Raw genomic sequence first — 13224 nt, 5'->3', positions numbered from 1 at the left:
CTGAAGACGTATCCGGAGAATAAGCATGCAAACTGTTCCATCCCTGATGCTGCAAGAAACCGAACAGTCGCCATCCGTGGTGGCGAAACTTCTTGCAGCAGAGGCCGGGACATTTGCTGAGATCGGACGGCTATTTGAAAAATCGCCCGCAGTCATTACGACGGCTGCACGTGGCTCTTCCGATCATGCAGCGACATTTTTCAAGTATCTGATGGAGATTGCCACAGGCATTCCGGTTGCCTCTGTCGGGCCATCGGTGGCTTCCGTTTATGGCGCGAAACTCAGATTGAAGGGGGGGCTGCATTTCACTGTGTCGCAATCAGGGGCAAGCCCGGACATCATTGCGGTGCAGGATGCTGCAAAGCATGGAGGAGCGACGACTGTTGCCGTTGTAAACGTGACCGATAGCCCGCTTGCAAAAGGGGCTGATATTGTGCTCGCTCTTCATGCGGGCGAAGAGAAAAGCGTTGCGGCGACCAAGTCCTTCATTGCCTCTGTTGCTGCCCTTTCGGGTGTGGTGGCCGCAGCCAGCCAAGATACAAGACTGGAAGATGGTTTGAGCCGCCTGCCGGAAGCCTTGGCTGCAACAAGGCCGGAAGGCCGTGCGGTGGTGGAAGACTTGCTGGTCGAGGCAAAATCACTGTTCACGGGCGGACGCGGCACAGCCTATGCCATTTCGCTTGAGGCGGCGCTTAAAGCGAAGGAAACGGCCAATATTCACGCGGAGGCGTTCTCGCTTGCAGAGCTGATGCATGGACCGATGCGGCTGGTGGAGCCAGGCTTTCCGATTCTATCGTTCATACCGCAGGATGAGGCGCTTGAAACAAGCATTCAGGCCCTCAACAGGCTTAAGTCCTTTGGTGCAAACCTTGTTTCATTCGGCGATGCCGACGTTCCGGGCCATCGGGTGCCTTCTGCATCTACCGGGAATGGTCATCTTGATCCGCTGGTTTCGCTCATTAATTATTATCGGATTGTTGAGGCGGTCACGCGCCGCAAGGGGTATGATCCAGATAAGCCGCGTCATCTGAACAAGGTGACATCGACGGTTTAACTCCACTTCTTGAGGTCTTAACGCATTATCGACTTGATAGCGCAATCCGGTCAGTGCATTACGCATTCTGGCATGGTTGGCACCTTATCGTACAGTAGAACGGACGGTGTGGTTATGCCTGCGTAATAGAGGAATTCCGATGCATAATTTTGTCTTGACCGTCACCTGCAAATCCACGCGCGGTATTGTTGCTGCTATTTCGGGTTATCTTGCGGGTAAGGGGTGTAACATCATTGACAGCGCCCAGTTCGACGATCTGGACACCGGCCGCTTCTTCATGCGCGTCAGCTTTATTTCCGAAGAAGGTGTTGCACTCGAAGCCTTGCGCGAAGGATTTGGAGCAATAGCCGCGCCCTTCGCAATGGATTTTGATTTTCACGACGATGCCCACCGTACAAAGACGCTGTTGATGGTGTCGCGTTTTGGCCATTGCCTTAACGATCTTCTTTATCGTTGGAAGATCGGTGCGCTGCCGATCGATATTGTGGGCGTTGTGTCCAACCACTTCGATTATCAGAAGGTCGTTGTTAATCACGACATTCCATTCCATCATATTGCCGTGACCAAAGCTAACAAGCCAGAGGCCGAGCAGCGTCTGATGGATATTGTTGAGAGCACGGGCACGGAACTGGTGGTTCTGGCGCGCTATATGCAGGTTCTGTCCGATCAGCTTTGCCAGCAAATGTTGGGCAAGATCATCAATATCCACCATTCTTTCCTGCCATCCTTTAAGGGGGCAAACCCTTACAAGCAGGCTTATGAGCGTGGTGTGAAGCTGATTGGCGCGACAGCGCATTATGTGACTGCCGATCTTGATGAAGGTCCGATCATTGAGCAGGATGTGGCGCGCGTGACGCATGCGCAAAGTGCTGCCGATTACGTGTCCATTGGCCGTGATGTCGAAGCGCAGGTTCTGGCGCGCGCCGTTCACGCGCATATTCATCATCGTTCATTCCTCAACGGCAATCGTACCGTCGTCTTCCCGGCTAGCCCCGGGTCGTTCGCATCTGAGCGCGTGGGGTGAAATCCAAGCTGAATAACTCTTAAAAAGCGGCCTAATAGGTCGCTTTTTTATTGAAGGTTTTTTACAATAGTTGTGAAGAAAAATTGTTATTGATGTCTTGAGCAGTAATTCATAAAAAATTTATGTTATGTGTAAGAGGAAATTATGAAAAATTATTTTTTATCTATTGTTTCAATGTTGACATTGATTGCTTCCACCCCTGTTTATGCGAATCAGGAAAATATCACGCACATAGTGCCATCCAGTACTTTTAATACATCAGCTATAAATGCATCGCGGGTGCTTTATAATGGAAATTTTGCGTCAGCAAAAATAAATACTTAGCTTTCGATAGCCAATGTCTTTATGGCTCACAGGACGAGTGTGAAGCAGCTAACGATGATGATGTGACGGGTGAGCGTGGTATGTGCTACTCGTCTAATGACGGCTGTTGGCACCCTGTTTCGGGTTAAGAGATGAGCACTGGCGTTGGATCAATTTAAGGTCAGATGGAATCTCTTATAAATGATAGATTAGAGCGTGCCGCGGTTAATCGGATCGCCTGGCTCGCTCTATCTTATTGTTTTTACGCATTTCCAGCAAAACGGCTGCGCACTTCTGCTGGAAATGCTTTCATGTATTGTCCGGTTTAGACTTTAATGGCTAAACTGTCGGAATGTGATTTTCGGATACAGCTCCGGCAAATTTCGTTTGATGGTGTCGCGATATGATTGTGGTGCTGGCGATGCCAGAATTATAGCGCGTCCCTTGCTGCTGGAGATGATGTTAAGAACGCCAGCGTCGACAATCTCTCCCCTTTTTATCGAAATTTTACCGTCAAGTTGCAATGGTACAAGCGATTTTTTCGCGCCCAGTCCAAAGAAGCCGCGACTGCTGGCTTCAAGTACGCTTCGATGATTGGCGTCCCAGCTACAGATGATGCGCGATATGCCATATTCGCCTGGTGCTATCGGCTGGAATGACACGCGAATATCCTGACTATCCAATACGTCGAAAACACCAGGAATGTTCAAGGTAGCCATCCTGAGAGTAATCTTACCAAGATCAGCGAAGCTGAAATTTTGCCCGATATTCGTAACATTATGCGGCACCAACAGGCCGTTCTCCAGTGGTTGCAATTGAATGTTCGCCTGATGGCATATTTTACCATTAATCGTCACGCGAGCGACGATTGCAGCACCTTTCGCAGCGACATAGCCCTCCGTCTTGCGCGCGCTTTCAATCGCGCTTTTGTTAAGCGCTGTAGGGTCCGAGCTGGTATTGCAACCACTTAAAATAAGAGAGCCGAACAAAATACCAAGCAGAAGAGATAAAGTCGATTTAGACATGCCGCCCCGCAGTGAATAAGAAAACATGCTGGTGCTTATTCGGGAGGCGCAGACTTGTTGCAATGCAACTATTGTGTATTATCCACAATATGAGAAATTGGTTATGCTCAATAAAAAACCCCGCCAAAAGCGGGGTTTCTTTTTATCTATCGTGAGACCGATTAGTCGATGTCGAAGGAAACGCCCTGTGCGAGCGGCAGAGCCTTCGAGTAGTTGATGGTGTTGGTTGCGCGGCGCATATAGCCCTTCCACGCATCGGAACCCGATTCACGGCCACCACCGGTTTCCTTTTCGCCGCCGAATGCGCCGCCGATTTCAGCACCCGAAGTGCCGATATTGACGTTTGCAATGCCGCAATCCGAACCTTCAACCGAAAGGAAGCGTTCTGCTTCCTGCAGGTTGAGTGTGAAGATCGACGAGGACAGGCCTGCGCCAACTTCGTTATGGCTCGCTAGCACGTCGTCGAAGTCGGAATACTTCATGACGTACAGGATCGGTGCGAAGGTTTCTTCGAGAACCGGGCCTTCCTGCTTTGGCATTTCCACGATTGCCGGGCGCACATAGTAAGCGTTTTCATGGCCGGTTTCGACGCGTTCGCCGCCCTGTACCTTGCCGCCGTGAGCGGCTGCTTCCTTGAGCGCCTTCTGCATGTTGTCGAAAGCAATCTTGTCGATCAATGGACCAACCAGAGCTGTCGTTTCAAGTGGCGAACCGACGGTAACGCTGGCATAAGCCTTTTGCAGACGTGGGACGAGTGCGTCGTAAACGCTTTCATGCACGAACAGACGACGCAGTGTGGTGCAGCGCTGACCAGCGGTGCCCATTGCACCGAAAGCGATGGCGCGCAGTGCCATGTCGAGATCTGCCGATGGGCAGACGATACCGGCATTGTTGCCGCCGAGTTCGAGGATCGCACGCGCAAAACGCTTTGCAAGACGTGGGCCAACTTCGCGGCCCATGCGGGTCGAACCGGTTGCCGAAACAACTGGAACCTTCGGGCTGTCAACGAGGACTTCACCAACTTCACGGTCGCCGAGCAGAAGCAGCGCAAGGCCTTCTGGCGCTTCACCGAAACGCTTGAGCGCGCGCTGGAAGATTGCGTCGCAGGCAAGAGCGGTCAGAAGAGTCTTTTCCGAAGGCTTCCAGACAACCGAGTTGCCGCAAACGATGGCCAGCGCAGCATTCCACGACCAGACAGCAACAGGGAAGTTAAAGGCCGAGATAACGCCGACAACGCCAAGCGGATGCCAGGTTTCCATCATGCGATGGCCAGCGCGTTCGGTTGCGATGGTGAGACCGTAGAGCTGACGCGAAAGACCGACTGCGAAATCGCAGATGTCAATCATTTCCTGTACTTCGCCGAGGCCTTCCGAAGGGATCTTGCCAGCTTCAAGCGAAACGAGACGGCCGAGATCTTCCTTGGAAGCGCGGAGTTCTTCACCCAGGAGGCGGATCAGTTCGCCACGCTTTGGCGCTGGAACGGTGCGCCATGCGCGGAATGCTTCATCAGCCTTGTCGATGATCTTGACTGCATCGTCCTTGCTGTGGGTCTTGACCGATGCGATCTGCTCACCGGAGACCGGGCTGAAGCCAGCGAGGTCGCCCGACGTGTAAAGGGCTGCGTCAACGCCAAGCTTTGAAAGCAGCTCTGCGGCTTCTTTTTTCACGTCGAGCTTTTTAACAGTGGTGTTCATGTTTATCCTCTTAACCGGCTTAATCACGAGAGCAGTTTAAATTAGAGCGGGTTCGTAGTTACTGCTCTCGTTGTTTATATTTACGCATTGTCCGACGCAAAACCGCTTCGCACTTTTGCTGGAAATGCTTAGTTATTCTGCTGCTTCAAGACCGCTCAGGCGGGCCTGTACAGCTCTAATGGATTCGCGTTCGATGCGAGCATAATGCTCGAATTCATTAAGAACTTTGGCGCCAAGGTCTTCCTCGAAACGCTTCTGGTTCGGGCTTTCCACAAAATCCTGCGCATCGTCGTCGCCCAGATTTGACTGGAAGATACCAGCCGCACTGACCGGTAGGAAGTCTTCATAGATGATCGGATCGAACTGGACTGCGCCGCCTTCGATCAGAGTTTCAATATCGGTATCGGGTTTGAAAGCTGCAAGACGTGCGGCATCCTTGACCGAATAGGCGAAATAGCCAAGCGCTTCTTCGCGAATGCCTGCCCATGTATCCGGGAAAGCGGCAAAGGTGTCGCTCAGTGCCTTAACATATTCAGCCGAATTCGAGCCATCAGGCGCTGGGCGGACAATGGCGCGGGTGTCGTTGAGCAGCTTGTCGTAAAGCGCACGGCCCTTTGGCGTCAGGGCAACGCCACGCTGTTCGATTTCACCGAAACGGGCAGTATGGGAGCCTGGGGTCCAGGTACCGTCTGCGTTGACGAACGAAACTTCTTCTTCCAGGGCCTTGAACGAGGTCTGGCGCAGAAGGATCGGGCATTTGCGGGTTGGTGGACCTTCGACAACTGCCTTCGGATTAATGCCGCGATCCGGCATCTGGGCCTGCACGGCGTCGATGTCGAGCGTGCGTGGTGTCAGGTGGTTGATGTGCGGTCCCTTGAAGGAAACAACGTCGGCGATCAGGCGATGCGCATCGTGGAGGCGGTGGTACAGCTCGGCGCTGACATTGGCATGATCGTGCCAGCGGAATGTTTCGAGCACTTCTGCAACGAAGGTCTTCGCGTCAGCTTCATCAAGGCCGCCATTGGCTTCCGCCTTCTCGACAAGCGCAATTGCGCCCGGCGTGAAGATTTGGCGCTTCGCGAGAACGTCGTCCGATTCTTCGCGCAGCTTCTCATCAGAGATCAGATCAAGGCGCAGGAGCGAGGTGAAAACACGGAACGGATTGTGCTTGAGTGCGCTATCGTCGATCGGGCGGAAGGCGGTGGAATGCACTGGCACACCAGCGGCACTCAAATCGTAGTAACCAACCGGGAACATGCCCATGACCGAGAAAGCGCGGCGCATCATGGAAAGCTCATCGGCAGTGCCCAAACGAATGGCACCGTGACGTTCTTCGGAAATGCGTTCGAGCGAGTCTGTTTCCGTCAGACGCTCATGCAGATGCTTGTCGTCTGCGAGAACTTTTGCGTTCACATCGGAGACGAGTTCCATCAACGTGCCATAAGCAGGCACTTCTTCCTTATACATGGCCGACATGGCTGCCGAAAAGGCGGAGCGAATGGCGTCCGGCGAAACGAATTTCTGCGCGTTCATTGCAAGAGCTTCCGTAGAAGTTGGACCGTCTGCTTAACTGGTATGTCGATTTTCAAAAAACATACCGCGATTATGATGAAAATGTATCATATCAGCCGTTTTGGGGTTATGATCGCGACGAAAGCAACTATGTTAATGCGAGATTGGAATGAAGCTGAGCAGGAGACTGATCCCTGATATTGCCACGCTGCAAGCCTTTGAGTGTGCAGCCCGTCACGGGAGTTTTACGCAAGCCGCACATGAACTCAATCTCACGCAAAGTGCCGTCAGCCGCCAGATCAAGGATCTTGAAAGTCAGCTGGGTGTGCTGCTGTTTGAGCGCATTCGCCAGCGTATTCTTCTCTCGGATGCAGGACGAAAATTTCTGCCGGAAGTGCGGCGGCTGCTCAACCAGACGGAAGACACGATGCTGCGCGCCATGGCGTCAGCACAGTCGACATCCTCGTTCAGCATAGCGACTTTGCCAACTTTTGGCACACGCTGGCTGATGCCGCGTATTCCGGATTTCGTCGAAAAACATCCCGGCATTGCCATCAATGTGGCTTCACGCTCTGGTGTTTTCGACTTTGAAGAACAGCCGTTTGATCTGGCTATCCATTATGGTCAGCCGGTCTGGGCACATGCGACCTGCACTTTTCTCTGCTCAGAGGTGATTGTGCCTGTGGCAAGTCCGAGTCTTCTTAAAGCACGGCATCCGGCAACGCCGGAAGAGTTGGAAGATGAGCCGCTGCTGCATCTCGCAACGCGGCCCAAAATGTGGGCGCAATGGTTTGAAAGTTGTGGCGTTGAAGGCAAGTCCGCTTATCGTGGCCACCGTTTCGATCAGTTTTCGATGGTGATTGGGGCGGCACTTGCAGGTCTAGGCTTTGCGCTGTTGCCGCTTTATCTGATCGAGCAGGAATTGCGTAATGGCGAACTGGTCATGCTTTTCGAGCAGCCGATGCGGACCGAAAATGATTACTATCTCGTTGTCCCGGAAGGCAAACTCGAAAATCCGCTGACACAGGTTTTCTGCCAGTGGATTGGGGGGCAGGTGAGCAACCCAATTGCTTTGGGGTAGTTCATTCCCAACCGGCATGAATTGTTGCAGAAATATTGCTGTTCTTGAGACTTCCGGCGCGTGAAATAGTTGGGACGGTAAAAGCCGTTTGTTTTTCGTTATATGAAATGGTTGTCTCTCCATGCTTAATGATCCGCGCTCTCATGGCCTTTGGGAAAAGACCGCACCGGCTGCACCGAAAACCACGGCACTTAGGGGCGATCTGACTGCCGACGTGGTGATTGTTGGCGGCGGATTTACCGGGCTTTCGACCGCGTTGCATCTGGCCGAGAAAGGCACAAAGGCAATCGTGCTGGAAGGCATTGAGATCGGCTATGGCGGTTCGGGCCGCAATGTTGGTCTGGTTAATGCCGGCATGTGGGTTATGCCGGATGACTTGCCGGGCGTGCTGGGCGAAAAATATGGCGACCGTTTGCTTGAGGTGCTCGGCAATGCGCCCAAGCTGGTTTTTGAAATCATCGAAAAACACGAGATTGCCTGCGAAGTTGAAAAGCAGGGCACGCTTCATTGCGCTGTCGGTCAAAAAGGTTTCAAGGAACTTGAAGATCGCTACGAGCAATGGGCGCGGCGCGGTGCCAATGTGAAGCTGCTTGATGAGAAGGAAACGGAATTAAAGGTTGGTACCCAAGCCTATGCGGGGTCGCTGCTGGACCTGCGTGCGGGCACCATTCAGCCGCTTGCCTATGTACGCGGGCTGGCCCATGCAGCCACTGCTGCGGGTGCGCAGATTTTTACGCAAAGCCTTGTGACAGGTGCCAGTGAGCAGAACGGCAAATGGGTGGTGAAGACTGCTTCCGGCACGGTTACAGCTGATTGGGTGGTGGTTGCAACCAATGCCTATACCAATGCGCCATGGGCAGAAGTGCGCGCCGAGCTTGTGCATCTGCCCTATTTTAACATGGCGACAAAGCCGCTTTCAGACAATTTGAAGAAAAGCATTCTGCCGGAACGTCAGGGCGTATGGGACACAAAGGAAGTCCTGTCCTCTTTCCGCTTTGACCAACAGGGCCGTCTGGTGTTTGGCAGTGTTGGTGCGCTGCGCAACACGGGTGCGAGTGTGCACAAGGCATGGGCGAAGAAGTCGCTGAAACGTCTCTTCCCGCAAATTGGCAACGTTGAGTTTGAAGCCGAATGGTATGGCAAGATCGGCATGACCAATGACAGCCTGCCGAAGTTTCATCGGCTTGCGCGCAATGTCGTGGGATTCTCCGGCTATAATGGGCGTGGCATTGCGCCGGGTACGGTTTTTGGCAAATGTCTCGCGCAGCTTGTTTCAGGCGAGATCGGTGAGGCCGGTCTTCCTCTGCCGGTCAGCGATCCGAAAGAGCAGAGCTTCCGTGGTTTGCGCGAAGCTTATTATGAAGCAGGCGCACAGGTGGCGCATGCTGCTGAGATAATTATCTGAATCTGATTCACATTGTCATATAATTGAAGTCTAAGACCTTTATGGCATCCGCATCGCCTCCGAGTTGGAGGGATGCGGAAGGTTATATGGGTCATTTGATCAATGCCCTTCTGCGGATCATAAATCTGCTGGAGGGCATTTTGCTTTTTGAAATCATTTCCGATTTTCCGGCAGATGTTTTAGAGATTTGTTTGACAGGTGAGTCATGAACAGGAATGATCGCGCTTCTCGATATGACAGTATCTGCGCCATTTCAGCTCGTATGCAGCGTAATCACGCCGGAGCGGCAGCCCATGCTGCTGAAAATCACACAGAAATTCGAGGAGCAATCTCAATGACCAAGATGTTGAAGCGGGCAACGGCCATTCCAGCTCTTCTTGCTCTGTCCATGGCCGTCGCACAGGCCGACACGCTGACGCTTTACACGTCGCAGCCGGAAGCCGATGCGGCCAAGACGGTTGAAGCTTTCCGCAAGGCGAACCCCGATACGGATGTTCAGATTTTCCGTTCGGGAACGAGCGAACTCCTCACCAAGCTTGCCGCCGAGTTTTCGGCTGGTGCGCCACAGCCTGACGTTCTGCTGATCGCTGATGCGGTGACAATGGAAGGTCTCAAGAAGGACAAGCGTCTGCTGCCTTACACGGACGCCAAAGTCGATGGTTTTTCTGCGGACAGCTATGACGCTGACAAGACCTATTTCGGCTCCAAGCTGATCACCACTGGGATTGCTTATAACACGGGCGCGGCTGAGAAGCCGGAGCATTGGTCCGATCTTACCAAGGCCGAGTATAAGGGTCAGGTTGTGATGCCGAACCCGCTTTATTCGGGTGCTGCGGCCTATCTCTTAAGCGGTTTCGCGCTCAACAAGGATCTTGGCTGGGATTATTTCAAGAACCTCAAGACCAATGAACTGGCCAGCGTCAAGGGCAATGGCGCCGTGCTGAAATCTGTTGCGAGTGGCGAAAAGCCATACGGTATTCTGGTTGACTTCATGGCGCTCAATGCCAAGGCCAAAGGCTCACCGATTGAGTTCGTCTTCCCGTCGGAAGGTGTGCCTGCCGTGACTGAACCCGTTGCGATCATGGCGACCACCAAGAACGTTGATGGTGCCAAGAAGTTCGTTGATTTCATCCTGTCGGATGATGGCCAGAAGCTGGCACTTGAGCAGGGCTATCTGCCTGCCAAGGAAGGTGTCGGTCGCCCTGCATGGTTGCCGGAAGGCACCAAGATCAACATCATGTCTATCGACACCCAGAAGGTTCTCGATCAGACGGATGGCGACAAGAAGCAGTTTTCCGAGCTGTTTGGCGGATAAAACGAAATGCGCATGTTTCGAGATATTCAGGGCCGTGATGCGGCCCTGATTGTTGGTGTAACGCTGATTGTTGCGGTGCTGTCGCTTCTGCCCATTATGCGTCTGCTCGTTGAGCTTGTTGCGCCGCAAGGGCAGTTTTCGACATCCGTTCTTTCTGAAACACTCAGCCACCGTTCGACATGGGTTGCCACATGGCATTCCCTTCAAATCGGTATTGGCGGCACGCTGCTGGCGTTGGTGTTTGGCATTGTGGCGGCGTTGCTCGTCGGCCTTACGGATATGCGCGGGCGCAATGTCTTTGTGCTTTTTTACGTTACTCCGCTGCTGATTGCCCCGCAGGTAACAGCGCTGGCCTGGCTCCAGCTTTTCGGGCCTTCAAGCCAGTTCCTCAAGATTATCGGCATGGCGCCGCCGCTGGGAAGCCGTAATCCGCTTTATTCCGTATGGGGCATTATTTTTCTGCTCGGTGTGCAATATGGACCGCTGGTCTTTCTGATTGTGCGGGCGGGTTTGCGCAAACTCCCGCGCGAGCTGGTCGAAGCAGGTCTGAGTGCCGGTGGAAGCAAATGGACCGTTCTGCGCACCATTATCCTGCCGCTGATGACGCCATCAATTATCGGTGCTGCGGCATTGGCTTTCGTGTCGTGTGTCGGCAATTTCGGCATCCCGGCTTTCCTGGGAATTCCATCGAATTATCTCGTTCTGCCAACGCTGATTTATCAGCGTCTTGCGGGCGGTGGGCCGGCTGTTCTCTCCAGTGTTGCAGTGCTTTCGGTGCTGATTGGTCTGATTGCCATGGCAGGCATTGCCGCGCAGGATTATGCCTCGCGTCGTCGTGATTTCCGCATTGTTTCAACGTCGCTTCCAGCGGCCCCTTTTGCGCTCGGCGCATGGCGTGTTTGGGCGGAAATGGCTGCATGGCTGTTGATCGTGATCGTGCTGTTTCTGCCGTTGATTGGTCTAACACTTTCAGCACTGGTTCCGGCCTATGGCGTGCCGCTGACATTTGCGACGGCCACGCTTGAAAATTTCCGCTTTGTCATGCTTGAACACAGCGGTTCAGCCCGCGCTTTTGGCAACAGCATTCTTTTGTCGGTGGTGACGGCGGGTTTTGCCGTGCTGATTGCGGTTCCGCTTGCTTATATGTTGGCATGGCGCAAACGGCGCTGGACGCCGATCCTTAATTTTGCAGCCGAGATGCCCTATGCGTTGCCGGGCGTCGTGCTGGCGATTGCTTGCCTGCTCCTGTTTCTGAAACCGCTTCCGGTGGTTGGTGTCAGCCTCTACAATACGCTCTGGATCATCCTGTTTGCTTATCTCGCACGCTTCTTCGTGCTGGCGCTGCGGCCAACGGTTGCTGGTCTGCATCAGATTGACCGTGCGCTGGAAGAAGCCGCGCGAATTGCAGGCGCTGGCCTTTTCTATCGGCTCAGGACCATTATATTTCCTCTGGTCGCACCAGCGACGCTTGCAGGCGGCGTGCTCATTTTCATGACCGCATTCTGTGAGTTGACGGTGTCGGCGCTTCTCTGGGCGTCGGGATCGGAAACGCTGGGTGTGGTGATGTTTTCTTTTGAACAGGCGGGCGATTCCGCCTATGCGGCTGCCATATCCATTCTGGCCGTTGCGGTGACATTCATGCTGATGCTTACAACAAATCTGTTTGCGCGGCGTCTTCCAAACGGGGTGCTGCCATGGCGCGACTGAAAATTGCTTCTGTTTCCAAAGTCTTCAACGAGTTTCAGGCTCTATCTGAAGTGTCGCTTGATGTGAAGGACGGCGAATTTGTTGCCATTCTCGGACCATCCGGCTGCGGCAAGACCACGCTTCTGCGGATGATTGCAGGTTTTGAAGATGTTGACGGTGGTGAAATCCACATTGGTGACAGCCGCGTTTCCCATGTTGATGGCAGCGTGCCACCGGAAAAGCGGCAGGTCGGTATCGTCTTCCAGAATTATGCGCTCTGGCCGCATATGACGGTTGCCGAGAATGTCGGCTATAGCCTTAAAGTCGCGAAAGTGCCGAAGGCAGAACGTGAGCGTCGCATCACGGAAGCTTTGGCTCTGGTCGATCTGGATGGTTTCGGCGACCGCCGTCCGGCCAATCTTTCGGGTGGTCAGCGGCAGCGCGTGGCTTTGGCCCGTTGTCTGGTAGCAGCCCCTTCGCTGGTGTTGTTTGATGAACCGCTTGCCAATCTCGATGTGCATTTGCGTGCTTCGATGGAAGATGAGTTTGCAGCTTTTCACAAGCGCACCGGCACGACCATTATCTACATCACCCATGATCAGGCCGAGGCCATGGCGCTTGCGGACCGGATTGCGGTGCTTGATCACGGCAAGCTTCAGCAGTTCGATACGCCGCGCAAGCTTTACGAGGAACCGGCCAGCGAAATGGTCGCGTCCTTCATCGCGCATGGCATGGTTCTGCCTGCGGAGGTGGTGTCCTTTGCGCAAGCGGGACATTGCGAGGCGCTGGTGCTGGGAAGCTGTGCAGAGGTGCGTTGTTCCGGCATCGAAATGCCGCGAGCCAATGCGAAACTCTGCGTTCGTGCAGAAGATCTGGCATTGACTGAAACCGGCGGCATTCGGGTGCGTGTCAAACGTTCCGTCTATCGCGGTGGCGGTTCACGCATTGAGGCGCATCCGCTCACCAAGCCGGATATTCATCTGCATTTTGAAGTGCGCGATCCGATACGGCTGGAAGAAGGCGATGAAGTTCGCATCGCCATTCGCGGTGGCTGGATTATTCCCACCGATGAAATGCCGGTGAGAAAAGTCTCAACCGGCTTTCCAATCGGCAACAAGATTTAGC

The 13224-nt window shown here is 53.6% G+C and carries 10 protein-coding genes; 7 read left to right on the top strand and 3 right to left on the bottom strand.

Annotated elements, in window-relative coordinates; genetic code table 11:
- Positions 1-25: 25 nt before the first annotated feature.
- Positions 26-1054 (top strand): SIS domain-containing protein, encoded by a 1029-nt coding sequence (locus ABE530_RS06605; RefSeq protein ID WP_499694013.1) that lies wholly within the window; start codon positions 26-28, stop codon positions 1052-1054.
- Positions 1055-1193: 139 nt separating this feature from the next.
- Positions 1194-2078: a formyltetrahydrofolate deformylase gene (gene purU, locus ABE530_RS06600; RefSeq protein ID WP_265985649.1), complete on the top strand. Its 885-nt coding sequence runs from the start codon at positions 1194-1196 to the stop codon at positions 2076-2078.
- Between the two features lie 635 nt (positions 2079-2713).
- Here purU and ABE530_RS06595 read toward each other — a convergent pair.
- From ABE530_RS06595 to hglS, 3 genes are all read right to left on the bottom strand, one after another.
- Complete coding sequence (locus ABE530_RS06595; protein WP_499694012.1) at positions 2714-3406, bottom strand: hypothetical protein; 693 nt, start codon at positions 3404-3406, stop codon at positions 2714-2716.
- 161 nt (positions 3407-3567) lie between these two features.
- A complete protein-coding gene (amaB, locus tag ABE530_RS06590) occupies positions 3568-5100 on the bottom strand; it encodes an L-piperidine-6-carboxylate dehydrogenase (protein WP_499694011.1) in 1533 nt (510 codons plus the stop codon).
- Positions 5101-5232: 132 nt separating this feature from the next.
- Positions 5233-6633 (bottom strand): 2-oxoadipate dioxygenase/decarboxylase HglS, encoded by a 1401-nt coding sequence (hglS, locus tag ABE530_RS06585; RefSeq protein WP_499694010.1) that lies wholly within the window; start codon positions 6631-6633, stop codon positions 5233-5235.
- A gap of 148 nt (positions 6634-6781) precedes the next feature.
- On the opposite strand from hglS, the gene ABE530_RS06580 reads away from it, so the two are divergent.
- The 5 genes from ABE530_RS06580 to ABE530_RS06560 all read left to right on the top strand — a co-directional run bounded on the left by ABE530_RS06580 (position 6782) and on the right by ABE530_RS06560 (position 13223).
- Entirely contained in the window at positions 6782-7693 is a 912-nt protein-coding gene (locus ABE530_RS06580; RefSeq protein WP_323054556.1) for a LysR family transcriptional regulator, read from the top strand.
- Between the two features lie 121 nt (positions 7694-7814).
- The gene (locus tag ABE530_RS06575; protein ID WP_499694009.1) at positions 7815-9098 is read left to right on the top strand and encodes an NAD(P)/FAD-dependent oxidoreductase; all 1284 of its coding nucleotides are present in this window, start codon (positions 7815-7817) and stop codon (positions 9096-9098) included.
- 334 nt (positions 9099-9432) lie between these two features.
- Positions 9433-10413, top strand: a complete 981-nt coding sequence (locus ABE530_RS06570) for an ABC transporter substrate-binding protein (RefSeq protein ID WP_499694008.1) — start codon at positions 9433-9435, stop codon at positions 10411-10413.
- Positions 10414-10419: 6 nt separating this feature from the next.
- Positions 10420-12120, top strand: coding sequence for an ABC transporter permease (locus ABE530_RS06565; RefSeq protein ID WP_499694007.1), 1701 nt, complete (start codon positions 10420-10422; stop codon positions 12118-12120).
- The gene (locus ABE530_RS06560) at positions 12108-13223 is read left to right on the top strand and encodes an ABC transporter ATP-binding protein (RefSeq protein WP_499694006.1); all 1116 of its coding nucleotides are present in this window, start codon (positions 12108-12110) and stop codon (positions 13221-13223) included. Before ABE530_RS06565 ends, ABE530_RS06560 begins: the two co-directional genes overlap by 13 nt.
- Position 13224 lies beyond the last annotated feature (1 nt).

This window comes from Brucella sp. TWI559 (assembly GCF_039674265.1).
GTDB lineage: Bacteria > Pseudomonadota > Alphaproteobacteria > Rhizobiales > Rhizobiaceae > Brucella > Brucella chromiisoli.
The sequence above is the reverse complement of the archived record's forward strand: the minus strand, read 5'-3'. Positions and strand labels throughout refer to the sequence as shown.